We start from the raw sequence: 24,513 nt of genomic DNA, 5'->3' as shown, positions 1-24,513 counted from the left end.
AACAGTAAAACAGCAGGAAGTAAAACAGTTATGGTACCAACTGCGGCAAACATACAAACAAGATGTGGATATGAAAGCCGATATTCATGAAAAAATAGAAAAAAAAAGGATCGTGAACCGGAAATACAACATGAAAATAACAATTCCCAAATCTTATATTTCCGTGAAAAGCCCATTTGACGGCATGTTAACAAGGAGTCTCTCCAGAAAGGAGGTGTTCCAGCCGCACCTTCCGGTACGGCTACCTTGTTACGACTTAGCCCCAGTCACCAGTTTTACCCTAGGCCGCTCCTTGACGGTTACGGACTTCAGGTACCCCCGGCTTCCATGGCTTGACGGGCGGTGTGTACAAGGCCCGGGAACGTATTCACCGCGCCGTGGCTGATGCGCGATTACTAGCGAATCCAGCTTCACGGAGTCGAGTTGCAGACTCCGATCCGAACTGAGAGTGGTTTTGAAGATTAGCATCATGTCGCCATGTAGCTGCCCTTTGTACCACCCATTGTAACACGTGTGTCGCCCCGGACGTAAGGGCCGTGCTGATTTGACGTCATCCCCACCTTCCTCGCATCTTACGATGGCAGTCTCGTTAGAGTCCCCAGCTTCACCTGATGGTAACTAACGATGAGGGTTGCGCTCGTTATGGCACTTAAGCCGACACCTCACGGCACGAGCTGACGACAACCATGCAGCACCTACACATCTGCCCCGAAGGGAAGGCCGCTTTTCGCGGCCGGCCAGATGCATTTCAAGCCCGGGTAAGGTTCCTCGCGTATCATCGAATTAAACCACATGTTCCTCCGCTTGTGCGGGCCCCCCGTCAATTCCTTTGAGTTTCATTCTTGCGAACGTACTCCCCAGGTGGATTACTTAACGCTTTCGCTTGGCCGCTTACAGTGTATCGCAAACAGCGAGTAATCATCGTTTACTGCGTGGACTACCAGGGTATCTAATCCTGTTTGATCCCCACGCCTTCGTGCATGAGCGTCAGTAGTAGTTTAGTAAGCTGCCTGCGCAATAGGAGTTCCTCGTGATATCTATGCATTTCACCGCTACACCACAAATTCCGCCTACTTCATCTACACTCAAGAAAACCAGTTTCGAAGGCACTTTTACAGTTAAGCTGCAAAATTTCACCGCCGACTTAATCTTCCGCCTGCGCACCCTTTAAACCCAATAAATCCGGATAACGCTCGGATCCTCCGTATTACCGCGGCTGCTGGCACGGAGTTAGCCGATCCTTATTCGTAAGGTACATGCAATGAAACACACGTGAATCACTTTATTCCCTTACAAAAGAAGTTTACAACCCGTAGGGCCGTCTTCCTTCACGCGACGTGGCTGGTTCAGACTTGCGTCCATTGACCAATATTCCTCACTGCTGCCTCCCGTAGGAGTCTGGTCCGTGTCTCAGTACCAGTGTGGGGGATAAACCTCTCAGTTCCCCTATCCATCGTTGCCTTGGTGAGCCGTTACCTCACCAACTAGCTAATGGAACGCATGCCCATCTTCAACCGATAAAATCTTTAACAAATATCTCCATGCGGAGCCCCTGTGTTATAGGGTATTAGTCCGTCTTTCAACGGGTTATTCCCTTGTTGAAGGCAGGTTGCATACGTGTTACTCACCCGTGCGCCGGTCGCCACCATCTGCATTGCTGCTTCATGTGATGCCCCTCGACTTGCATGTGTTAGGCCTATCGCTAGCGTTCATCCTGAGCCAGGATCAAACTCTTCATTGTATATTTGTTTTTTTGTTTCCTTGAAACTGCCTTGAATAAACATCCAAAAATGTGAAATGCTTAATACAAAACCGAAAAATAAACTCTACGAATGAATGAGATCATTAATCCATTATCAACTCCCGGATTCACGATTTATTCCTTTTTATTATTAATTGAACGGGTACCAATATTGCTCGACTTCTGTCAAAAAAAATCAAGCACTTGTATACTCTGCTTTGTCTTTTTAAAAAACGTGTATGTAAATATCTAAAGATCGCTTCCGTTTTGTTTCGGGATATCTTGTTCCCAAAAGCGGGTGCAAAGATAGAGATTGTTTTTTTACTGTGCAAACTAAAAAGCGAATAATTTAATACTTTTTTTTCAAAATTCTCCAATTATCGATTCACAAACAAGATAATCAGGTAATTAAAAAAGTAAAAAAAAATCAACTTTTTTCAATAAATAATGAGCGTAGGAGTCATTTCTAGTTATATCGTGCCATTACTGGCAATAGCATTACCCTAGTAAATATTATTTGCTGCAGCCAACAAACAGCGGAAAAAAAGATAAAAAATGAGATTTTTCCAGAGTTATTCCCGAAGTTCACCGGATCATCAACAGATCATGGATGGATCATGGATGGGACGCGGCTGGGTCATCACAGGGTCATCACAGAGCTTTTTCAGGACCACCATCGGTTCATCATTCGAGATAAAATAGGATTTTTTGAAAACGTATAATATTTTATGACTATCTTCGCACAAAATCTTGATACGCCCCTGTTCGGGCTACAACAATTTCAAAAGCTTACATTAGATGAAAGGTATCTTCAATATTTTAAGACGGTTTCTGCCACCTTATAAGAAATATGTTTTCCTGGCATTTGTACTCAACATACTAACCGCCATACTGAATGTCTTTTCATTGGCGACAATTATTCCTATTCTTCAGGTTTTATTCAAGGTGAATACAAAAACATTTTCATTCATCCCCTGGAAAGGGACAGACTACTCTTTTGTAGATACCACGCTTAACAATGTAAACTGGTATGTTACTCAGCTTATTGATACTCATGGCAGCAGTTTTACATTGATGGCACTGGCAATCATACTCATTGTAATGACATTTTTGAAAACAGGTACTGCTTATTTAGGGTCGTATTTCATCATTCCAGTAAGAACCGGCGTGGTGAAAGATATCCGGAACCGGATAAACGACAAGATTCTCACACTACCCATCGGCTTTTTCACTGAGGAGAGAAAAGGTGATATACTGGCAAGAATATCCGGAGATGTGAATGAGGTAGAGAATTCTGTAATGAGCTCACTTGATATGCTGTTCAAAAATCCCATACTCATACTTATCTATCTTACTACAATGACAATATTAAGCTGGCAGCTCACACTTTTTGTACTAGTTGTTCTGCCAGTTATGGGCTATGTAATGGGGCAGGTGGGCAAAACCCTGAAAAGGAGTTCTCTCGATGCACAAAACAGGTGGGGTGAGCTAATGTCGCAGGTGGAGGAGACTTTAAGTGGCTTAAGGGTCATAAAGGCGTTTAATGCAGAAAACAAAATTTCAAGACGATTTTGTGCCGGTAGCGATGATTTCAGGAGAATGTCAAACAGGATAGCCCGCAGGCAGCAGCTGGCGCATCCAATGAGTGAACTGTTAGGCACCATTACAATTGCTATTGTGCTTTGGTTTGGAGGGTCGCTAATCCTAAGCGGAAACGGTATAATAGATGCCGCAACTTTTATTTACTATCTGACAATTTTCTACAGTATCATCAATCCGGCCAAAGAATTCTCTAAGTCGGCCTATGCAGTACAACGCGGCCTTGCATCAATGGAACGTATCGACAAAATACTGGATGCGAAGAATACTATCTGTGATCCTGAACAACCATCAAAAATATCTTTCAATAAGAATATAAACTATAAAGATATTTGGTTCAGATATAAAAACGACTGGGTAATAGAGGGAGTAAGCCTGAATATTGAGAAGGGGCAAACCATAGCCCTGGTAGGACAATCTGGTTCGGGTAAATCCACAATGGCCGATCTGTTGCCACGTTTCTATGATATTCAGAAAGGCGGTGTATATATCGACGGTATAAACATAAAAGATGTTAGACTACGGGACTTGCGATCACTTATAGGTTATGTGAACCAGGAAGCGATACTCTTTAATGACACTTTTTACAATAACATCGCTTTTGGTGTTGCTGATGCAAAAGAGAGCCAGATTATTGAAGCAGCCAAGATAGCAAATGCACACGACTTTATCATGGCAACAGAGAAGGGATACCACTCAAATATAGGAGATAGGGGCGGAAAACTTTCAGGTGGCCAGAGGCAACGTATAAGCATTGCAAGGGCTATTTTAAAAGATCCTGAAATCCTGATTCTGGATGAAGCCACTTCTGCTCTGGATACAGATTCGGAGAGACTAGTACAGGAGGCATTGGAAAACCTTATGAGAAACCGCACAACAATAGTGATTGCCCACAGGCTGTCAACTATCAAGAATGCCGACGTAATTTATGTGATGAATGAGGGAAAGATAGTAGAATCGGGGAAGCATACATCTCTTTATGAGCTTGGAGGCTATTACACAAAGCTATGTGATATGCAGATCGACTTCAGCGAATAATATCTGTGCCTATTCTTTAGAAAAATGGACAAAAGAAGCCTCTTCCGACATCTTATCTAACAACCTGTCAACAACTTCAAATGGTGAGTTTATACTCCGGAATTCCGGGACTATCTCTTTCATCTTTTTAACCGTACGCATATCATCATACTCGTAAGAGACATTTATAAGTGAATCAATCATATGGGATACCTCTGAATATTCATACTCCCTCACGTTGGCAATCATTATTTTCTCATGATGGGTAGGCTTTGTATGCTCGGCATTGTTCAGCAACTCTTCGTAAAGCTTCTCGCCATGACGCAATCCGGTAAACTCGATCTTTATATTCTTTGACCCTGACAACCTGATCATTCTCTTGGCCAGATCAATTATTTTTACAGGCTTACCCATATCGAAAATATAAATCTCTCCTCCCTTTCCCATAGCTCCGGCCTCCAACACTAGCTGACAAGCTTCGGGAATTGTCATAAAATAGCGGATAATCTCAGGATGAGTAACAGTTACCGGGCCTCCCTCTTTTATCTGTTCTTTGAAGAGAGGAATTACAGAACCATTTGATCCCAGCACATTTCCGAAACGTGTTGTGATGAACTGGGTTGTTTTTCGCCCTGCTTTTTCTAGATGCTTTGCCATCGACTGTACATATATCTCGCATATTCTTTTGGAGCATCCCATCACATTTGAGGGATTCACGGCTTTGTCCGTTGAGACCATCACAAACTTGTTCGCATTGTACTTTACGGCAAGATCAGTAACTATTTTGGTTCCAAGGATATTTGTCTGAACCGACTCCGAAACGTTATCCTCCATCATAGGTACATGCTTATAGGCTGCTGCATGAAAAATGTATTGGGGACGTGTTTTGGCGAAAATCTTTTCCATCCTCGACGTATTACTTACGTCTGCAACGATGATCTCAGTATGTAACTCCCGCCAGTTGTTTCTCAACTCTCTACGCATGTCGTGTAACGGCGTTTCGGCCTGGTCAATCAGGATAATGCTATATGGATTAAACCTGGCCACCTGGCGTACAATCTCACTTCCAATAGAGCCGGCAGCTCCGGTTACCATCACACGTTTACCTTCAATGTTGGAGGCAATCTCAACCATATTGATTTGAATGGGATCACGTGGAAGCAGATCTTCAATCTGGATATCCTTCAATTGTTCTTTGCCCATGAATTTTCCATTCCATTCGTTCAAAGGGACAGTGGTAAATAAAGAAATGTTATGATCAACAAAATTACCCAACATATCGGAATCTTTAATCTCTTCCATCTTTTGAGGCGATACAATAATGGTCTTCACATCTTTACTTTCCATTGTTCTGAAGAGATTATCGTTATTGGCATAAATGGCCACTCCCATCAACTCTTTTCCAATCATATGACTTTCGTCGGAAATAAATCCAAGTACACGGTAATTGAATTCATTGTTGCCTTTTAAAGCCTTAGCCACACTTATACCGGCCTGCTTGGTACCGTAGATAAAAACATTTACAGGCTTGAAGCTTCTGCCGACAATTGTTTCATAGACCTCCTTTACCAAAATACGCGAAAATATCATTAAAAAGATATTCAGAAAAAATATTGCTACAAAAGTTACATTGGTGAGATGAAAAGCGGGAATGAACCTCCTCAGAAAAAGCACAGCAAGGAAGGTAAGCCCATAACCCAAACCCAATGCATAAATAATCCTAAGAAGGTCAGTAAAAGATGAAAACCGTAAAATACCGCTAAATGTACGAAATGAAATAAATGTGATGGTATTAAAAAGTATAAGAAGAAAACACAAAGTAGTACTGTCAACTCTCACCTCTGAAGTAAAACTGCTGAAGCCATATTTAACAAAATACATGGTCATACATGAAAAAACGACCATGAAAATATCGATTACAAAAATCGAGGATCTTGACAAAACCTTGCTTGACAAAAAATTCTGTAAAAATTTACCCATGATGAATTTATTTTAAGGCTAGCTGGACTCAAAAATAAAACAATCAAAAAAGTATTCCAGCTAATAAATGATGCAATCTTTTAAAAAATATACCTCGGGCCGAACCATTCGACTCGCTAAAGAGTAAATACAACGTTGCGTTGAAAAATTACTTATTACGGGCTAAGCTCATCACGAAATTTATTTATAGGTTTCATTGATTATAGATTCACGTGTGGCATTGCCTGTTTCAATCAGCTCAATTCCTTTCTTTATAAGCTGATCATCTTTATAATATGCCTCCCAAAAAGCCTCTTCTCCGAAGAAATTTCTCACAATATATGCACACATCACATTCTCAAGAAGTTCGCTCGACTCCTGAATATAGTAGGGCCTTCTTCTTATTCCGTTATTATCGGCAAAGCTTACTAGATTCATAAGAAGCGGCTGCTGACGCAAATGTTTGTAGAGGTCCGGCCATGTTTCAAAACTGCTTAGCCTTTTTTTGTACATGTCGGAATATATCATTGCGTATCTCTCATCCAGCCGGTTGTTTACAATAAGATTGTAATAAGAGTTGATACCGCTAGTATCACGTGCAACAAAGATATCGGGCATAATGCCATCTCCTCCATAAACGGTTCTGCCACCCTTAGTTTTAAAAGGAATCAGGTTATTCGATATTGTATCTACATTAACGTAATTGCCCTCAATATAACGATTTATGGCATCCATCTCATACTCGTCATACTTTCCTTTTTCATACCCGCGCTGAATGGATCTGCCTGATGCTGTGTAATATCTGGCAACGGTGAGCCTTATTGCCGATCCGTCAGGGAAATTACGCTGGCTCTGTACCAGTCCTTTTCCGAATGAGCGTCTGCCAATTACCAACCCCCTGTCGTGATCCTGAATGGCACCGGCAAAGATTTCACTTGCCGAAGCACTTAACTCATCAATAAGCACAACCACATCATCATTTTTGCATGTCCCAGAGCCGTTGGCGTAATTGTCGGTCCGCGGGAAACTCCGCCCTTCCGTATAAACTATTAGTTCGCCTTTATTTAAAAACTCGTTAATCATGGCTACCACAATTTCAAGTGAACCACCTGCATTTCCTCTCAAATCAATTATAAAAGATGAAGCTCCCTGACTTTTCAACTTTGAAATAGCTGATATAAATTCGCTGAATGTATTAAATCCGAAGTTCCTTCCAAGCTTGATAAAACCTATTTTATCCCTAAGTATATAGGATGCATTCACACTGCTCATCGGAATATCGCCACGGGTAACGGTTATTTCATGCAAGTCGTTGCCATTATCCCTTCTTATTCCCAGTTTCACCTCAGAGCCTTTTTCACCACGAAGGACCTTCAATACATCTTCGTTCTGGATCTTTTTCCCTGCAACCAGAGAATCGTTCACTTCCACAATTCTGTCCCACGGCTTAATACCGGCTGCTTCAGAAGGGCCTCCGGGTACAATGCCCGTAACCACAATTGTGTCTTTTAATACATAGAAACTGACGCCTATACCAGAGAAGTGGCCCTCGAGGTCTTCATTAACCCTCTTCATATCTGCAGCCGAAATATACTCGGAGTGTGGATCCAGCTCATGTATAATATTTGGCAGTGCATCTTCCACAAGTTGACGCATATTGACTGTATCTACGTATGATTCACGGATATAGTTCAACACTGCGTCAATTTTACCGGAACCTTCCACCCCGCCTGATCTTCCATATTGCCCATATTTACTTCCTATAAATATTCCCAGTGCAATTCCGATACCAAGACAAAGAGGTAACCATGTCCGTATTTTTTTTTCTGAATCCATTCAATCCCTTTCTTTATTTATCAATATTTACCGAAACAAGTTCAATATTCACCCTTTTCAAAAGATCAACTCCATCACTTAGCCTGTAAGAATCGGAATATACAACCCTTTTTATTCCGGCCTGTATTATCAGCTTGGCACATTCAATACATGGTGATGAGGTTACATAAAGTGTTGCCCCATCACTACTGTTCCCCGAACGAGCCACCTTTGTAATAGCATTTGCCTCTGCATGAAGCACATATGGTTTGGAAATATCATTCTCATCTTCACATACGTTTTCAAAACCTGACGGCGTTCCGTTATAACCGTCGGAAATTATCATTTTATCTTTCACCAGGAGAGCACCTACCTTCCTGCGCTTACAGTACGAATTCTCTGCCCAGATAAAAGCCATACGCATATACCTTTTATCAAGCAATTCCTGTTTATTTTCGTTTTGTTTCATCGATTATTTTTTTATAACAAAAAGTTTTAGATAACCATATCTGATTACCTGCTTACTGGGGTGAGTACAAGCCGCAGACTCACCACGCACCTTGTCAAACTGCTTTCAAACTCATGTCGAGACTCTTCACCGAGTGAGTCAATGCGCCAACAGATATATAATCCACACCTGTTTCGGCATATTCGCGAATTGTCTCTATGGTAATTCCTCCTGATGATTCAAGCTCAACCAGTCCGTTAACTCTTTTCACCGCATCCCTGGTCTTTTCGGGGTTGAAATTGTCAAGCATTATCCTGTCTACGCCGCCTACTCTAAGAACCTCTTCCAGTTCATCAAGATTCCTTACCTCAATTTCAATTTTAAGTTCTTTATTATTTTTTTTCAGGTACTGATGAGCGCCGGTAATAGCTTTTTCAATTCCCCCCGCAAAATCAACATGATTGTCTTTAAGAAGTATCATGTCAAAAAGACCAATTCTGTGATTCTCACCTCCGCCGATCTTTACTGCTTGCTTTTCAAATATACGCATGCCTGGTGTGGTTTTTCGGGTGTCGAGCACCTTGGTACCGGTACCTTCCAGCAACTTTACATAACTATTTGTGATGGTAGCAATGCCACTCATCCGCTGCATTAGGTTTAACACCAGGCGTTCAGTTTGAAGAATCGACCGCACCTTGCCTGAAACAACAAACGCAACATCGCCCGGTTTGACATGCGTACCATCATGTATAAAAACTTCCACCCGCAAATCCCGGTCGAATATATTAAAAACCTCTTTGGCCACTTCCACGCCTGCAAGAACACCATCTTCCTTTATCAACAGTCTCGATTGTCCAGTTTCCGTATCGGGAATACTGCACAGGGTGGTATGGTCTCCATCGCCAATATCTTCGGCAAAAGCCAATTTAATAAGGTTATGAACCAATTCTTTTTCTTCCATCATAAAAACGAAATAGAGACATTTCACAATAAACAACGCAAATGCCCTTTTTGTTATAATTTCACGTTAATAACAGCGCAAAAATACAAAATAATCAACTAACTTTGTGCCTATAAAGGCTTTTTTCATGCTTCTAGCGCATTTTTCAATGCAATACTACAAAAAACAAGAAACTTTATGATAGCATGGGACCAGCTACTCTAATTTTAACTGTCTAACATATAATATTTCAATAAGAGGTTGAAGATCATTTTAATATCTGTAGGAAAAACGGATGATCCTTTTTTCTCAAAAATTATAGAGCAGTATAACAGAAGAGTGAATTTTTACATTGAGTTCGAAATAAAGACCGTACCTGATGTTAAAAACACGAAAAGCCTCTCTGAAAAAGAACAAAAGATACAAGAGGGAAACAGTATACTTAAACTACTGCAGCCATCAGATCATATAGTTTTACTCGATGATAAAGGCAAACAGTACTCTTCTGTGGAGTTTGCCGGATTCATAGAAAAAAGAACACACTACGTTCATAAACGACTGGTTTTTATTGCTGGAGGCCCTTATGGATTTTCACAAGATATGTACGATAAAGCAAATGAGAGATTTTCACTCTCTAAAATGACCTTTACACACCAAATGGTCAGGCTTGTTTTTACAGAACAGCTTTACAGGGCTTTAACCATTTTAAACAACGAGCCTTATCATCATGATTGAAAATCATTTACCACGAATTGGATAAAAAATGGAGCTTGGCTGAATATTTTTTATTATTTTTGTAAAAAAGTGAGATACGATGACACAGAAAAAAACAATATTTACTGTAATGTGGATTATTATTGCAATTATTGCAATATTTTCAGTGGTGTCACTATTAGTTTTTCCTAAATGGAAAGGATTCTTCTTCGCCGGAAGCGGTGGATTCCTGATATTGAACCTGTTCCTGTCTATGTTTTTTATCAAAAAGAATTACAAAGGCTAACTATAATATCCGAATTCAAATCGAAGCTGATCGAACATCTCCCGTTCTGGTATGATATCGGAATTTTTAAAAGACACAACACTGCTCAGAATTTTTTCTGCGTTGCCATGTGATATTCTACCGTAAAATTTCAATGCATTCAAAGCCGATTGACGCAAAAACAGTGATGCTCCTCTTAAGTCGGTTATAACATCTTCCAGCAACTCATCCATATCTATCCCATGTACAGATTCGGAGCGAATGATGCACAATCTTGCAAACAACCAATAACCTGTAGTACGTACACTTTCATCATCGCTCCTAGCCCATTCCCTGACTAAATCATCAGAAAAATCGACCTCCTGGAAAAGATTTTTACATATCTGTTCGCGAATCTCCTGATTAACAATTCCGGTTACCCATCTATCAGCTGCTTCTTTAGTAAGCTTATCGGGCGGGAACAACATGGTTGCCAGTATTTTCATCTCACGTACATCCTCTTCCCACAACGCTTCCGCCAGTATCTTGTCAGATTTGTAACTGGCTGCAATCTGTTTTAGCTTGGGTATCTCCACACCAAAAATCATCCGGAAGTCAATCCCCTTACTCCTCATACTGGAGGCAATGACACCATTCATGGACAAACGTAAATCGGTGCGGATTTTTTGTAAAATTTGTTCCACAGTTATTTTTTTAAATAAAATTACTTGCAAAAGTACGTTATTCATCGCTAAAACAACAATTTTCATACTTCATTTTATTACATTTGCATTTTAATTGAAAAAATAATTACAATGAAACTCCTATTAATCAGCAACTCAACAAATCCAGGAGAAGGATATTTGGAATATTCCAAAAACCATATTAAAGAATTTCTGGGTAAAAAAGCAATAAATGCCGTTTTCATCCCTTACGCTGCTGTCACATTTTCGTTTGAAGAGTATGAAGAGAAAGTAAACACACGTTTTGCCGAGATAGGGCATCATGTTACAAGCATCCATCGCTTCTTAAATCAGGTGGAGGCTATTGAGAACGCCGATGCAATAGTAGTTGGAGGCGGGAACACATGGCAACTGGTGAAAATGCTTCAGAATAACAAGTTAACAAAAGCGATCCGTAAAAAAGTAAAAAAGGGGACTCCGTATATCGGATGGAGTGCCGGATCAAATATTGCCTGTCCTACTCTTATGACAACCAACGATATGCCTATTGTGGAGCCTGAAAAGTTTAAGACGCTTAATCTGATACCATTTCAGATTAATCCTCATTATCTTGACGATCATCCCGCAAACCACGGTGGCGAGACCCGCGAAACACGAATAAAAGAGTTCATTGAAGTAAACAGGAGTATATACGTTGTGGGCCTGCGTGAAGGCACCATGCTTCTCCTCGAAGATGAAGAGCTGACACTTGCAGGAAACCGAAAAGCACGTATCTTCAAATATGGTCAGGAACCTCTGGAGCTATCAAATGAAGACGATTTCAGTTTTCTCCTACACTGATTTTGGAGTATATTAATTATCAACGATGAGCTCACGACAGGCAGTCTTGCAGCCATCTGAATCGATTGCCAACTTTGGATCTTCCTTATCACTGGGCATTATTTCAGGATTATTCCTTGGGAAACCCTTGGGTATCACTCTGGCTGTATTTATTTTAACCAAACTAAGGCTTGTGCGGTTGGCAACTCCTGTAAACCGGTTTCAATTTATTGGAATTGGAATACTTGCGGGAATAGGCTTTACGATGTTAATCTTCGTGTCGAACCTGGCATTTCCCGGAAACACAATGCTCCGCGACACGGCCAAGCTGGCTATACTTACTGCTTCTGGATTGGCAATGATGGTGAGTTATACATGGTTTAAAATATTCCACAGCATAAAGGAACAAAAGTTAAAGCATTAGAGATCAAAGCGTGCAAGAGCCATATTAAGATTAATCCCTAAACCTTACACTCCATGCAGGGTGTAACGATGAATGTCGATAAAGATTAAGTTCGACACCAAAATTAGAAGTTGTCTGGTTATTAATATAGCTGTAATAAAGTGGCAATAATTTATATTTTAAAGAATGAGTCCGCTCTGATAAGTCTTTTTCTTGAAAAACACCCCATTCACAACACCTTGTAAAGGGGGTGAAATTGGTAAAATGGGGTTTTTGGAACAGACTCAAGAATGCAATGGCAAAACTTGGCGGAGAAAAAATGATTCCATGAATTATTTCAAAATAACATCATTGGCAAAAATAACGATAAAAAGGAAAATATTGGGAATTTTCCCTCAAATTATTATACGACCGTTAAAGATGTTTAAAGTTTTTGTTGCGTTGAGCTGGGCGCCCCTTTGGCGCCACGGAGAAACATAAAAGGCTGCAAATCAATAGATTTGCAGCCTTTCAGAGTACTCGGAGCGGGACTTGAACCCGCACAGCCTATAATGGCCACAAGATTTTAAGTCTTGCGTGTCTACCATTCCACCATCCGAGCGGACCTGGAGCGGAAGACGGGACTCGAACCCGCTTTCGCTATATTATTGAGAATAAATTCTTTCCAAAATAAACTTAACGACTAAGTACCGATTTAGTACCTTTATTTTGTCTTAAATTGTCATACAAGCGTCCTCTGGCAACCTGTTTCCTTTTCAGGTTCAAAAGTAGTCTCTTTTTTTGAATTATACAAGTCTTAAAATCAGATTTCTTCTATTTTTTCCAAATACTGATACAAAAGAGGTGAGTAATTAGCCGCACTAATCTTTTTCTCGACAAGTACTAAAGCCTTTTTATTTTCATCCGTCAAGTTTGTAGTTATTCTAATAAATTTCTCAATATTCATACTCTGGTAATTGATTTGATAGCACATAACGAGCCGCGCATTGTCGATCGGAATTTTTAGCACTGCACGTTATAATACGAAGCGGAACACGGCAAATATGGCACAAATATTTATACGAAGCACTTCGCCTCGTCTTTTGCTTCTGCGATGTTATATGCTGTACTATATTCTGTTGTTTTCAGCAAGTTTTCTATAATGCTCTCCTAATGCAGTTAGTTTACAAGATTTGCTTTCCATAGCCGCATTCCACATATGTTGTGCATCCACAGGTCTAAGCAAGTTCAGTCTATTATATTTTTGCAAAAGAGCGAAGTCTTTAGTATTACCTTCTATTGGATCAGGCATTCCAGCATCTCGTCCTTTCATTTCAGGCTCGTAGGTAGGGTCTAGTTTAAATTCAAATCCAGCTGTTGGAAATAAATCTTTAATTGCTCGTAAGTCGTCTAATTCTATCGAAGGAGCCGCCTTTCTCAAAGAAATAAAATTCCGAACATTTGTTTTAAAAATAGGTCGTTGTTCCCACGCCCCTAATGATTGGTCAATATGAGCATAAACACTACCAGGTGTAACGTCACCTAAAATATTGGAGGCACTTCCGCTTAGTGCATCAACTAGCAATGTCGTAAAAATACCACTACCATCTTTTTCCGAAGCATATTGGTCAGAGGTAGAAGCCGTTAATATTGTTATACCTTCACTAATTAATGCACTGTCTTTTATGTTTGGAACATTTCCAGCAATCCCGGAATGGCAACTGTCTAATATTATAACTTTGTTGGTTGCTGGTGAATCATTTGCCAGCAGCAATATATCATTTAAAGAAATACCGTCATCTCCTCTTTTAGCATCACTTCCTAATAGGTAACCTCCAGTTGTTTCAATATGCCCATGCCCAGCGAAATATAAAAGAGCAACTTCTGCTTTAGTCGTAAATAGTTGTGTTATTGCATCTTTTAGTTCCCCTCTTTCAATGGATTCTTTTGCATTTGAGGCTGTCAATAGTTTGCAGTCAAAATTAACTGAACCATCAAAATTTCGTTCTAAAATACCTTTGACTGAATATGCATCATTAACACAACCGTACAAATCTCCTCCGTTAGGATAGTGATTTATTCCAACGATTAAAGCGATTTTCATTATAAGGAATTTATGAAGTTCTTAATGGTGTCCCAAGACCAAACTTTAGTTGTAATACCTGAGATTTCAGTACGATCATTTGAATAAGCCCAGATTCCAAGAATCTTTTTCCCTTCTTCCTTAGCACATTGAATTTCCCATTTCTGGCCTGAAGAAGATAGTGAATTTTTACTGACCAAAACAATAATTCCATCTGAACGTCTGATTCGAGTTCTCACTCTTGACTTCCAATCTTCACTATATGGTTCTTTAACCGACATGTCAACATATTCAAATGGGGAGTAAGTCAGGAGGGATTGTCCTTTAAGAAAATCTCTTTGTCTCTCGTCTTCAATAGCAAATGCGATAAAAATAACTTTCTTCATAAACTGTCTGTTTTAGTTTTAGGGTGTCTGTAAAATATGGTATGTAACATTTAATTTATAGAACATTCGTAAATGTAATTTTCATATTTATCAATTAAATATTTGAATATAAACTACATAATCAACACTTATCACTTCTTTCCTCTTTCAATTTTACGTAGGTTATTTTGCATATTGGAATCCGATAAATTTCAATTTTCAAAGATACCAATATTAATGTATTTATATTCAATAAAATGAAAATTTTATTATTTTTCGTTCAATCATTCTCATTATGGAAAACATGTAATGTTTTTCCAGTTTACATTGGGTGACAGATTTTTCTACTGAGAAAATCGATATATCAAAAAAATTAGGCGAGTCGCTAGCGAGTATGAAAACTCCCTGTCTAAATCGCCCCATATTTGCGGTATGAAATAAAAATGACGAAAATATGGAAGTTATAACATTCGACAGTGAAGCTTATAAAAAGCTGATAGATAAAATAGACCGGATTGCAAGCTTTGTAATAAAAGCGGAGCAGTCTAAGACCAAAGATTCGGCTAATGATATCTGGATGGACAGCAACGAAGTTGCTGAATTATTACGTATTAGTACACGCACACTACAACGCTTACGAAAGGAAAACATCATAAACTATTCCATGTTGCGGGGAAGATGTTTGTACCGGCTCTCAGAAATAGAGCGTTGCCTGGATGAACGGATTATCAAGTCTGATCCCGTTACTGTAGAAGACTTTAAAAGAAACTATTCGTTAAAAGTCCGTGGATAAGGGTTATCAATTCCATTACTAAAGCTGCGACTATGTTTATAGAAAAAGAATTTTTCGAAAAGAAGATACAAAACATTATCAATCGTCTGGATAAGATAGATAAAACGTTGGTCAGCATGTCAAAACAGAGGTGTTACCTTGACGGGGAACTTCTCTATGACAATTATGACCTATGTAAGTTGTTGAATATTAGCAAACGTACCTTACAACGGTATCGTTCATCAAAGGAATTGCCTTACCATACGCTTTATGGAAAAACTTTTTATAAAGAGTCGGATGTGAGCAATTTTATACGCCTGAATTTTGGGAAAGATAAGAGAAACGGTATTAACGATGAAAAGGAAGAAGAGTTGGCTTGATTAGTTAGTTATATCCGGTTGGTTTATTTTCTTTTTATGTTTTGTTTAGTTTGTCTGAGTCCTGTTTTGTTGTGATAACAAGGCAGGATTCTTTATAATTAACTACATTCTTATCCCTTTCGATACTTTTTGCTTCATATTATTGGACTCCATATTTTCATCGGGCTTGCTTACAGAGGCTATTATTATGCGATCCCTATTTGCATCGATAATCTCTTTCAGGCTCATAGGTTGTCCGGAACGTACATCCGACACAGGATCAATTAGGTCGGAATTATGCTGAGGCAAAATCCCATTCATTGAATCTGTCGTATTTTGCAGCATCTGCTCATCCGGCTTGTTTCTATTCTCCAAAGAAAGGTTGATCCGCCTACTCAGTGAATCCAGTTCGGACTTCAGTTCCCTTAGTTCCGGCTCTTTACGAAAAATGGAATCAATCACCTCTTTGAGTACGGGTATATCCTTTTCCAACTTTTGGTTATCCGCCTTATACTTTTCAATCAAATTCGGGATCTTCTCCAAAGCATTGATAAAATTCTTTGATGCCAGAAGCGGATCAACGGCGATATGTCCGTTATTATAGCTGTACTTGATGTTTCCTTCCCCTTCGATAAAGAAACGGTTGTCTTTGAACAGCGAGCCTTCTTTTAGGCTTTCCTCCGTTTTGACAAGGATTTTGAAGCCGTATAGCTCACCAATCTTAAAATACTCACCATTGGTTCGGGCATTATTCGCCAGTTGGTTCAGTTTTTCGCCGATGACCTTTGGATCTTTGCTTTCCAGATTATCCAAACGGATCGGATTCATTTTATTGCCATCCCTAACAATTTGCACGTTATCGTTAAATGCCAAGAGATCTTTTGACATACGGGCAACCATTTCATTGTTGCTGTCAATACTGCGGGTAGCATCTTCGTATTTGTAGATAGCCGAAGACTTACTGCGGTTGAATGCCTGCCGTTCACTCTCCAGAGCCATAATTTTCTTTTCCAGCTTTGCCTTCTCCAACAGGTCGGTATTACCGGATAATATGGCTACGTATTCGGAAAAGTTCATACCCGAACTTTCATCCATGCTGCCTTCATCAATGGTGCGTGTTGCCATATTATTTGTCTTTAGCTGGTTGATAAATAACTGCTTGTTTTGAAGCAGATTGAATTTATAAGAATCAAGGCTCTTTTCTACTGCATAAATCAAAACATCCACCTTGTTATCCGCATATAATTTGGCAATTTCATTCCCTTTGCGAATGGCTCTCCCATCCCGCTGATTCAGGTCAGAGGGGCGCCAGGGGGTGTCTAAATGATGAATGGCGACAGCCCTTCTTTGCGCATTTACCCCTGTACCCAACATACTGGTTGAGCCGAACAATACACGGATACGTCCCTCATTCATACCGGCGATCAAAGCTTTGCGGGCATTATCCGTCTTGGCCTCCTGTATGAAGCGTATCTCATGGGCGGGTATCCCGTGATCTTCCACCAACTTACGCTTTATTTCACTATAAGGACTCCATTCTCCGGGTTTGTACGTTCCCAGATCGCTGAAGACAAACTGAGTTCCTTTCTGGAAATCATATTTATTGTAATATTCAGTAATCTTTGCCGCACAATGGGATGCTTTATTATCAATATGATCACCGTATGCCATATCGATCATGCGCATATCGAGCGACATCTTGCGGGCATAATCCGTTGCGATCAACATTTTTGCCTTTTCCTCTTTCTCTGTCAGTTTGGCTCGTCCCAAGATAGTGGCATCCCCCGTCTCTGCGAATTTCATCAGTTTCCCTATAAAGACTTCCTGCTGTGGTGTCGGGGGTATATTGTAGAGGATTTCATTCTTTTCGGGACGGTCTATACCGATATCTTTAGCTGTTCTAAAATCAGTTATTTCCGAATAGAAAGCCGCCAGCTCCGGTACTTTGATAAAGTATCGGAAGCGTTCTTTCTGTACGATCTGGTTGGTAACGGAGAACTCATAGTCGGTACTCTTTTTTGCGAAAACGGCTGCCCAGGCGTCAAAAGAGTTGATCCCCTGTTTTTCCAGAGCTTTTGGACGAAGGTATTTGAATAAAAGGTATAATTCGGTTAGGGAGTTTGAGATCGTTGTTCCCGACAGGAATGTCGCTCCCAGGTCTTTTCCACTGCGTTCCTGAATGGTCCGCAAAGCAAAGAGCATATTAAGAGCCCGCTGGCTTCCTTCTGGGTTTCCCATACCTGCCACACGGTCATGGCGGGTGGTAAACATTAAATTTTTGAACTGGTGGCTCTCATCTACAAATAAATGATCAATACCCATCATCTTAAAATCCACCACATCATCTGTCCGGTTTTTTATCTGGTCGGCAAGCTTGCTTAACTTTACCTCCAGATTCTGTTTCCTGATCTCCAATCCCCGGAGCATCATTTTGGAGATATCCTTTCCCTGATTGCGCAATATTTCGAGATTCTCTTCTACAGAGTCCAATTCTGCCTGAAATATCTGCTGTTGCATTTCCGGTGACTGGGGTATTTTACCGAACTGGTCGTGTGTCAGGATAACGGCATCCCAACTGTTGTTTTTAATATCATTGAAGATTTTTACCCGTTTCTTTGGCGTAAAATCTTCTTTGCCGGGATAAAGTATTTTGGCATTGGGATAAGCCGTTTTAAATGTTGCCGCAATTTCGTGTACATTCGCCTTTAGCCCGACAATCATCGGCTTGTTCACCTGTCCCAGACGTTTCATTTCATAGGCTGCACAGCACATGATAAGGGTCTTTCCTGCCCCCACTTCGTGATCTCCGATCCCCCCTCCGTTCTGCTTGATCATCCAGACACAGTCTTTCTGAGACTGATACAGGTCGGGGATACCGAGCGCCTTCAGGTCCAATCCGGGAAAAAACTGGTGTGATCCGTCATACTGCGGACGGACAAAGCAGTTGAATTTTCGGTTGTATATATCCGCCAGGTTATTTTTAAATTCGGGGGACTGTTGGTCTAACCAGTCGCTAAAGCCGTTACGGATTTCGTCGATCTTTGTATTGGCCAGTTGTATGGCTTGACCGTCAGGCACTTTAACGTCTTTGGGTTCTCCTGTCTCAGGATCGGTTACCGTAATCGTTTTGGTAATATTGGGGGTCGTATTCAGCAAGGCATGTTTTAGCAGGTGCATACCCGTATAGAGCTTGCTTTCCCCCTGAACGGCAAATTTTTCGTTGATGATCAGGTTGCTCTTATTCGCCTTTACCGTAAAATCGTCACGGGAAGCATAATAATCTATGGTTACATCAGCCTCGAATAACTTACTGATATAATCCTCATAAACGGACATTTTGATCCACCGTTCCCCGAAATTAAAATCGAGCTGTTCAAACCGGATGGGTTCAGGCGTGGCTTTCTGCAAGGCTTTCAGGGCTTCCTGTGCCGGAAGGTCGTCCGGATGGTTTTGCAGGTATGTTTCGATCCGTTCAGCCTTCTCGACAACGTTCCCTGCTATAAAACGGTCTTGCACCTCGTAATTCCGGATGATCGGATTAAAATATATACGTCCGTGCAGGTCGGATATGAGCCCTTCCCTATCTTTATCTGTCATCAGGGACTCCATGTAGTCCAGACGGACTTCACCGTACTTATTCAGTGATGCGATCAAAGCTTCGTCAGAAGTGCCGGCTGCTTTCAAATCATTCGGGTTGAAAGCGACAGGCCCGTGAAAGATATCCGCTTTTTGCAATTTGCCGTCAATAGCACGTTCAAGGGATAGGATTTCGTTCCCTCCCGCATCCATTTTGATGACATCCAGATTTTTCTTGTCGTTCAGGTTGCCAAAGTGACGCACGAATTTATCATAGCCCAGATTCAGATTGCTCCGCAAAGATTCATATACCGTCAGGTATTTGGCCTCATGGTTATACAATTCATGATAAAAATCCCTGACCTCAATGTAACTAATGATTTTAGATCGTTGGGCGGAAGGAAGATTCAAAGGTTGAAACGTGCTTCCATCACGGTAGCGTTCCTTTAGATAACCTATTTGTCCCTGATCTTCCACCAGCGAGCCTGCCTTATGGTATTCTTTGAGTTCCCCGGTAAAAGGACGTGTTTCAAACGAGAGTTTCTCTTCTTTCTGCCGTTGTTCCTGCCGGAGCCTTTCCTGTTGTTCGTCCTTCCGTGCATCGGAAACTGGATAGACAGTTGCCCTGTTATTATTTGCAGAAGATTGCCCGTTGGATGAAAACATGTTGAGTTGTCTGGGTTTTCCTTTGGATAGCACAGCCTTTTTCTTTCCTCCACGGACTGGTTTTACCTGTGAGCGTTCTTCCTCGGTAAAGCCGAACAGGTCATAAAGCGTAATTAATGGCTCCTGCGTAACGGATTGTTGTACTTTGGCAACAGTTTCTACTTTCTTATTCCAAAATTCTTTTTCGTCAGGGAACCAATGATCTTCAACAGCTTGCCAAAAGGGATCGAGGTCATCCGTCTGCCAAAGGGGATTAAGGTCATCGGAAAAGGTATCTCCAAAACCATGTGAATGTTCTTCTCTATCGAGTTGTGCGGTACTTTTTGTTTCCGATTGCTTTTGGATGACAGTATGACCATTATATAAATCCAGGTCCAGGTAGCTTTTAAAATCACTTTCCAGCATCTTTCGCATATAGACAGCCATCCCCTCGATTCCTCCCTCGTGAATAAAAACCTGTGCAGGTTTACCGTATGGATCGGTACCGATAGATGCCTTTGTCTGTACTATCCTTGAGAAATTATAGAAGTAATCATTGTTATAAATCCCCGTCACTTCGGATTGGCTTGTACCGACAAAGAGATTCTCCCAGAAACTGAGCTTCGGATCTTTACCTGTATTCTTTTGCAATACGATCAGGTCGCTACCGACCTCTGTGCCTGCATAATCGGTGAACAGGTTATTAGGCAGGCGTATAGCTGATACAAGGTTTGTATTTTCCATCAGCCATTTACGGACAGGCGTATTGTTTGGAGAGTTCATCACTCCCTGAGAGGTGATAAAGGCAAGGATACCTCCTTCCCGAAGCGATTCCACTCCCTTTATGAAAAAATAGTTGTGGATGGCGCGGGTAGAATCCCGGTGCAACTGATCTTGCTTCATAAAGACTGCATCAAAGACCTTCATGTCTCCAAAGGGAATGTTGGAACTGACCACATCGAAATAGTTATTATAGCGGTTTTCAATGGTTTCGAATCCTTCGATGTTTACCTTATGCCCTGGTGTAAGTGCCGATAACATCTTTCCCGTCAAAATATCCTTTTCAAAGCAGATCAATTCACTCTTATGGCTTGCGGCCTGATGGAAAGCATGTGCAAATTCTCCTGTCCCGGCCGATGGATCGAGTACAAGTTTCGGGATGATACCGCTATTCCGCAATGTTTCAGATAACGTATTGACAATGCCGGGAGGCGTATAGAACGCAGTAAGCACAGAATTCTTGATACTGTTCATATAGCGTTTATACTCATTCTCATTTGCCGTATTCTTTTTAAGGACACGGTGCAATTCTGCCACCAACGGAAAAAGTTCCAGTTCCGACTTTGCCCAATGGACTGTATCTGTGAGGGAGCTTGCAGGATTCAGGACACATTTAAGTCCCCCGAATCCTGCGTATTGTTTCAATAAAGCCTGTTCTTCAACGGAAGGTTTTCTCCCTTCTTTTTCCAACATGAACACGGTCCTGATCGCATCTATATTGGCTTTTAGGTGCTCTTTCTTATTGTAAGCCATGTTCTTCGATATAGATTGAGATGAAACCTGTTAACTCTGTGTATAGCAGATCAAATTCGGGAGAGCTTAGAAAATCATCGGATAAGGTACATTTTTCAGAAAGGTCATGGCATCTTGGCAATAGCAACAGGGCGAATTCCCTTGCCCGGCTTTCGGGGATCTCCACGGAAAACTCGTTCCAGAGGATGGTAATCAATGTGTCAAGCAGGGAGAAATGCAAACCTTCATACAGCATATTGTTCGCCGTTTCTTCCGCATGGATATGGCTAAATCCTGATTTTACCGCTTCACTGTAAGCTTCGGCGGCCGAGTCGCTTCTGGCTACAATAAAATCCCGGTCTGATAATAACTGGGGATGTGACTCTTTTAGAAAGGAAAGTAGGGAGAGCCTGTAATATGACAAACCCTGTGATTGTACTTGTTTCATATGTTTATGGATTTTTAGTGGTGGCCTATAGACCATTTAGAAATTCTCTTGTCCGGGGTGGAACGAATGTTTATGACAAAAAGATAAGGATAGAACGGAAAAGCACCCGGAGATCCCTCTCCGAGTGCACCACTAAAAATCCATAGTTAAAACAAAAAACAATTTCGTAATGACTATGATTCTTAGTGGCAAAGATAATGCTATTTACAGAAAATGAATAACAACATCTGTAATTGGTTTATTTTTTCCCGTTTTTCTTTTTCACACTTGTATTATCAAACTCGAATACAGGCTTCAATGTGTCGTCCAACCTGAGATAAGCATCAAATTGTTTTCCCGCTTTGCTTGTAAAACCTTTGATCAGGGAAGTCTTTGCTTTTGTCAGCAGGTCAATGAGGTGTTTATCTCCCAAGTCTTTTCCGCTTTTATTACGGAAAATAATAAAGCCGCAGTTTTCATCCCTGCATTTGGCTACTTTCTGCAACAACACGACGCTCTCCTTCTTACATTTGGGACAGGTATATTTGACCTTTTCGTCTTTGTGCTCCAGTTGCATATCTAAAAGTTCGGATGTTATTTGCCCGGCATAGACTTCAATCCCTTTGTGGAAATCGGATGCATTCATTTCACCTGTGGCAATTTTATTAAGGGCGCTTTCCCATGCTCCGGTCATGGCAACATCGGCTATCTTCTTATCCTTGACTGCCAGATAGACGACCAGTCCCTTATTGGTGGGAATAAGGGACTTTTTATCCCTGACAATATATTCACGGGAGAAAAGTGTTTCGATGATAGCCGCACGTGTAGCAGGCGTTCCGATACCTGATTCTTTGAGGGCTTCGCGTTCGCTCTCGTCTGCAAGTTCTTTTCCGGCAGTTTCCATCATAGAGAGTAAACTGGCCTCGGTGTGTAACGGTCGGGGCCTGGTTTGCTTTTCCAATACTTCTGCTTCCTTGATGGGAAGGATATCCCCGTTCAATAATACAGGAAGTACGCAGATCTCTTCCTCTTTTGCTTCTTCTGTGGCGGTGCCGAATACGGCACGCCAACCGGGAAGCAGCACGGTGCTCCCTTTGCAGGCAAAGTGTATACCGTCTGCGTCAAGCGTAACGGCGGTATTCTCTTTGGCGCATTTACCAGAAAAGGCTTCGAGCGTACGGCCGGCAATCATTTCGTAGAGGATGCGTTGATCTGCTGACAGGTCACCGGGTATATTTTCGGTAATGATCAGGGCATGGTGATCGGTTACTTTCTTGTCATTTACCGGATGCCTGTTCAGTGTCATTTTCGATAATGACTCTGCATACTCACTGAACCGGTTATATCCGGAGAGTTGCCTGATAAGGGAGGGTATCTCGGCAAATACATCTTCAGAGATATACCGGCTTCCGGTCCTCGGGTAAGAAATCAACTTTCCCTCGTACAATGAGTGTGCTACCGATAAGGTTTTATCGGCAGAAAAGTTATAGCGGCTGTTCGCTTCCTTTTGTAAGGTAGTCAGGTCATAGAGCAAAGGAGGCTCCTGAATAACTTCCTTTTTTTCGACATTCAGCACACTCACGGATTCAGCAGAGCGGACACATGCTAAGATTTTGACGGCTTCTTCCTTACTGTTATAGCGTTCCGTGGAGATCGCGGCAAATTGGGTTGTCTCTTTTGCGGTATGGAGTTTTACCTGAAAATAGGTTTGTGGTGTAAAATCCTTGTTTTCGAGGTATCGGTTGCAAATCATGGCAAGCGTGGGTGTCTGGACACGACCTAATGACCACACTCCCTGTCCGGCAGTTATCGACAGGGCTTGTGAGGCATTAATACCTACCAGCCAATCGGCCTGGCTACGTGCTTTGGCTGAATCGTATAAATTATCGTATTCATTTCCGGGCCGTAAGCTTTCCAGACCTTTACGGATAGCCTGATCCGTCAAAGAACTGATCCAAAGACGGTCGAACGGTTTGCTACATTTCAAGTAATTATATATATACCTGAAAATCAAACATCCTTCCCTACCCGCATCAGTAGCAACTATGATCCGCTCACTCTTGTCGAATAACTCTTTGATGGTCTTAAGTTGCTTCATCGTTCCCGGATCAGGTTTGTACTCCTTACCGTCCTTTATCTGGCGGGGTATCAACTTAAAATCGGATGGAAGTATCGGCAGGTTTTCTTTTTGAAAACCTTTGATACCGTATTCTTCGGGCATGGCAAGTCCTATCAGATGTCCGAATGCCCAGGTAACGGCATACCCATTACCTTCCAGATAGCCGTCTTTTCGGTTACCTGCACCAACGATAGCCGCTATATCACGGGCTACCGAGGGTTTTTCTGCGATGATTACTTTCATTTTTTAAAATGGATTTTTAGTGGTGGTCAAAGACCTTTTGTTATGAAAAGA

Annotated in this window: 19 protein-coding genes, 1 tRNA gene and 1 rRNA gene; 8 read left to right on the top strand and 13 right to left on the bottom strand. The window is 41.2% G+C overall.

Annotation, left to right across the window (positions count from 1 at the left end; all coding sequences use genetic code 11):
* Positions 1 to 207: 207 nt before the first annotated feature.
* Positions 208 to 1,741, bottom strand: a 16S ribosomal RNA gene (locus KDN43_RS07020).
* Between the two features lie 555 nt (positions 1,742 to 2,296).
* Between KDN43_RS07020 and KDN43_RS07015 the strand changes: the two genes are divergently transcribed.
* Both KDN43_RS07015 and KDN43_RS07010 read left to right on the top strand, forming a co-directional pair.
* On the top strand, positions 2,297 to 2,443 hold the full coding sequence (locus KDN43_RS07015) for a hypothetical protein (RefSeq protein ID WP_238869094.1): 147 nt from the start codon (positions 2,297 to 2,299) through the stop codon (positions 2,441 to 2,443).
* A 96-nt stretch (positions 2,444 to 2,539) separates the two neighbouring features.
* Positions 2,540 to 4,378 carry an ABC transporter ATP-binding protein gene (locus KDN43_RS07010; protein ID WP_238869093.1) on the top strand — a complete coding sequence of 613 codons (1,839 nt, stop codon included), beginning with the start codon at positions 2,540 to 2,542 and terminating at the stop codon, positions 4,376 to 4,378.
* Positions 4,379 to 4,387: 9 nt separating this feature from the next.
* Here KDN43_RS07010 and KDN43_RS07005 read toward each other — a convergent pair whose 3' ends face one another.
* The 4 genes from KDN43_RS07005 to nadC form a co-directional block, all read right to left on the bottom strand.
* Positions 4,388 to 6,340, bottom strand: coding sequence for a polysaccharide biosynthesis protein (locus tag KDN43_RS07005; RefSeq protein WP_407681787.1), 1,953 nt, complete (start codon positions 6,338 to 6,340; stop codon positions 4,388 to 4,390).
* Positions 6,341 to 6,517: 177 nt separating this feature from the next.
* Complete coding sequence (locus KDN43_RS07000) at positions 6,518 to 8,152, bottom strand: S41 family peptidase (RefSeq protein ID WP_238869090.1); 1,635 nt, start codon at positions 8,150 to 8,152, stop codon at positions 6,518 to 6,520.
* Between the two features lie 13 nt (positions 8,153 to 8,165).
* Positions 8,166 to 8,600, bottom strand: a complete 435-nt coding sequence (locus KDN43_RS06995; protein ID WP_238869089.1) for a dCMP deaminase family protein — start codon at positions 8,598 to 8,600, stop codon at positions 8,166 to 8,168.
* 94 nt (positions 8,601 to 8,694) lie between these two features.
* Positions 8,695 to 9,540, bottom strand: coding sequence for a carboxylating nicotinate-nucleotide diphosphorylase (gene nadC / locus KDN43_RS06990; RefSeq protein WP_238869429.1), 846 nt, complete (start codon positions 9,538 to 9,540; stop codon positions 8,695 to 8,697).
* Positions 9,541 to 9,780: 240 nt separating this feature from the next.
* Here nadC and rlmH point away from each other — a divergent pair, with 240 nt between their 5' ends.
* Positions 9,781 to 10,254, top strand: coding sequence for a 23S rRNA (pseudouridine(1915)-N(3))-methyltransferase RlmH (rlmH, locus tag KDN43_RS06985; RefSeq protein ID WP_238869085.1), 474 nt, complete (start codon positions 9,781 to 9,783; stop codon positions 10,252 to 10,254).
* 79 nt (positions 10,255 to 10,333) lie between these two features.
* Complete coding sequence (locus KDN43_RS06980) at positions 10,334 to 10,519, top strand: hypothetical protein (protein WP_238869083.1); 186 nt, start codon at positions 10,334 to 10,336, stop codon at positions 10,517 to 10,519.
* Here KDN43_RS06980 and KDN43_RS06975 read toward each other — a convergent pair.
* Positions 10,516 to 11,181, bottom strand: coding sequence for a DNA alkylation repair protein (locus KDN43_RS06975; protein WP_238869081.1), 666 nt, complete (start codon positions 11,179 to 11,181; stop codon positions 10,516 to 10,518). The genes KDN43_RS06980 and KDN43_RS06975 overlap by 4 nt on opposite strands.
* 111 nt (positions 11,182 to 11,292) lie before the next feature.
* On the opposite strand from KDN43_RS06975, the gene pepE reads away from it, so the two are divergent.
* Both pepE and KDN43_RS06965 read left to right on the top strand, forming a co-directional pair.
* Positions 11,293 to 12,000: a dipeptidase PepE gene (gene pepE, locus KDN43_RS06970; RefSeq protein ID WP_238869078.1), complete on the top strand. Its 708-nt coding sequence runs from the start codon at positions 11,293 to 11,295 to the stop codon at positions 11,998 to 12,000.
* Positions 12,001 to 12,025: 25 nt separating this feature from the next.
* Positions 12,026 to 12,403: a Na+/H+ antiporter NhaA gene (locus tag KDN43_RS06965; RefSeq protein ID WP_238869077.1), complete on the top strand. Its 378-nt coding sequence runs from the start codon at positions 12,026 to 12,028 to the stop codon at positions 12,401 to 12,403.
* Positions 12,404 to 12,898: 495 nt separating this feature from the next.
* Here the strand turns inward: KDN43_RS06965 and KDN43_RS06960 are convergent.
* The 4 genes from KDN43_RS06960 to KDN43_RS06945 all read right to left on the bottom strand — a co-directional run bounded on the left by KDN43_RS06960 (position 12,899) and on the right by KDN43_RS06945 (position 14,830).
* Positions 12,899 to 12,983: transfer RNA gene (locus KDN43_RS06960), tRNA-Leu, on the bottom strand.
* A 201-nt stretch (positions 12,984 to 13,184) separates the two neighbouring features.
* Positions 13,185 to 13,328, bottom strand: coding sequence for a hypothetical protein (locus KDN43_RS06955; protein WP_238869074.1), 144 nt, complete (start codon positions 13,326 to 13,328; stop codon positions 13,185 to 13,187).
* 162 nt (positions 13,329 to 13,490) lie between these two features.
* A complete protein-coding gene (locus tag KDN43_RS06950) occupies positions 13,491 to 14,465 on the bottom strand; it encodes a caspase family protein (RefSeq protein WP_238869072.1) in 975 nt (324 codons plus the stop codon).
* The gene (locus KDN43_RS06945) at positions 14,465 to 14,830 is read right to left on the bottom strand and encodes a TIR domain-containing protein (RefSeq protein WP_238869070.1); all 366 of its coding nucleotides are present in this window, start codon (positions 14,828 to 14,830) and stop codon (positions 14,465 to 14,467) included. Before KDN43_RS06945 ends, KDN43_RS06950 begins: the two co-directional genes overlap by 1 nt.
* 433 nt (positions 14,831 to 15,263) lie before the next feature.
* Between KDN43_RS06945 and KDN43_RS06940 the strand changes: the two genes are divergently transcribed.
* Positions 15,264 to 15,602, top strand: a complete 339-nt coding sequence (locus tag KDN43_RS06940; RefSeq protein WP_238869069.1) for a helix-turn-helix domain-containing protein — start codon at positions 15,264 to 15,266, stop codon at positions 15,600 to 15,602.
* A gap of 32 nt (positions 15,603 to 15,634) precedes the next feature.
* The gene (locus tag KDN43_RS06935; protein WP_238869067.1) at positions 15,635 to 15,961 is read left to right on the top strand and encodes a helix-turn-helix domain-containing protein; all 327 of its coding nucleotides are present in this window, start codon (positions 15,635 to 15,637) and stop codon (positions 15,959 to 15,961) included.
* A gap of 102 nt (positions 15,962 to 16,063) precedes the next feature.
* On the opposite strand, the gene KDN43_RS06930 is transcribed toward KDN43_RS06935, so the two are convergent.
* The 3 genes from KDN43_RS06930 to KDN43_RS06920 all read right to left on the bottom strand — a co-directional run bounded on the left by KDN43_RS06930 (position 16,064) and on the right by KDN43_RS06920 (position 24,462).
* Positions 16,064 to 21,694 carry an N-6 DNA methylase gene (locus tag KDN43_RS06930; protein ID WP_238869066.1) on the bottom strand — a complete coding sequence of 1,877 codons (5,631 nt, stop codon included), beginning with the start codon at positions 21,692 to 21,694 and terminating at the stop codon, positions 16,064 to 16,066.
* Positions 21,681 to 22,121 (bottom strand): DUF1896 domain-containing protein, encoded by a 441-nt coding sequence (locus tag KDN43_RS06925; protein ID WP_238869064.1) that lies wholly within the window; start codon positions 22,119 to 22,121, stop codon positions 21,681 to 21,683. The genes KDN43_RS06930 and KDN43_RS06925 overlap by 14 nt, the downstream gene beginning before the upstream one ends.
* Positions 22,122 to 22,359: 238 nt before the next feature.
* Positions 22,360 to 24,462 (bottom strand): type IA DNA topoisomerase, encoded by a 2,103-nt coding sequence (locus KDN43_RS06920; RefSeq protein ID WP_238869063.1) that lies wholly within the window; start codon positions 24,460 to 24,462, stop codon positions 22,360 to 22,362.
* Between the last annotated feature and the right edge of the window lie 51 nt (positions 24,463 to 24,513).

It is taken from the genome of Proteiniphilum propionicum (assembly GCF_022267555.1).
Lineage (GTDB): Bacteria > Bacteroidota > Bacteroidia > Bacteroidales > Dysgonomonadaceae > Proteiniphilum > Proteiniphilum propionicum.
This window is presented reverse-complemented; position numbering and strand designations above follow the sequence as displayed.

What these genes read in the sequence shown, in the direction of transcription:
- KDN43_RS07015 (WP_238869094.1), top strand. Translation starts at nt 2,297, where the DNA reads ATGAGATTTTTCCAGAGTTATTCCCGAAGTTCACCGGATCATCAACAG.
- KDN43_RS07010 (WP_238869093.1), top strand. Translation starts at nt 2,540, where the DNA reads ATGAAAGGTATCTTCAATATTTTAAGACGGTTTCTGCCACCTTATAAG.
- KDN43_RS07000 (WP_238869090.1), bottom strand. Translation starts at nt 8,152, where the DNA reads ATGGATTCAGAAAAAAAAATACGGACATGGTTACCTCTTTGTCTTGGT.
- KDN43_RS06995 (WP_238869089.1), bottom strand. Translation starts at nt 8,600, where the DNA reads ATGAAACAAAACGAAAATAAACAGGAATTGCTTGATAAAAGGTATATG.
- nadC (WP_238869429.1), bottom strand. Translation starts at nt 9,540, where the DNA reads ATGGAAGAAAAAGAATTGGTTCATAACCTTATTAAATTGGCTTTTGCC.
- KDN43_RS06980 (WP_238869083.1), top strand. Translation starts at nt 10,334, where the DNA reads ATGACACAGAAAAAAACAATATTTACTGTAATGTGGATTATTATTGCA.
- pepE (WP_238869078.1), top strand. Translation starts at nt 11,293, where the DNA reads ATGAAACTCCTATTAATCAGCAACTCAACAAATCCAGGAGAAGGATAT.
- KDN43_RS06965 (WP_238869077.1), top strand. Translation starts at nt 12,026, where the DNA reads ATGAGCTCACGACAGGCAGTCTTGCAGCCATCTGAATCGATTGCCAAC.
- KDN43_RS06955 (WP_238869074.1), bottom strand. Translation starts at nt 13,328, where the DNA reads ATGAATATTGAGAAATTTATTAGAATAACTACAAACTTGACGGATGAA.
- KDN43_RS06950 (WP_238869072.1), bottom strand. Translation starts at nt 14,465, where the DNA reads ATGAAAATCGCTTTAATCGTTGGAATAAATCACTATCCTAACGGAGGA.
- KDN43_RS06945 (WP_238869070.1), bottom strand. Translation starts at nt 14,830, where the DNA reads ATGAAGAAAGTTATTTTTATCGCATTTGCTATTGAAGACGAGAGACAA.
- KDN43_RS06940 (WP_238869069.1), top strand. Translation starts at nt 15,264, where the DNA reads ATGGAAGTTATAACATTCGACAGTGAAGCTTATAAAAAGCTGATAGAT.
- KDN43_RS06935 (WP_238869067.1), top strand. Translation starts at nt 15,635, where the DNA reads ATGTTTATAGAAAAAGAATTTTTCGAAAAGAAGATACAAAACATTATC.
- KDN43_RS06930 (WP_238869066.1), bottom strand. Translation starts at nt 21,694, where the DNA reads ATGGCTTACAATAAGAAAGAGCACCTAAAAGCCAATATAGATGCGATC.
- KDN43_RS06925 (WP_238869064.1), bottom strand. Translation starts at nt 22,121, where the DNA reads ATGAAACAAGTACAATCACAGGGTTTGTCATATTACAGGCTCTCCCTA.
- KDN43_RS06920 (WP_238869063.1), bottom strand. Translation starts at nt 24,462, where the DNA reads ATGAAAGTAATCATCGCAGAAAAACCCTCGGTAGCCCGTGATATAGCG.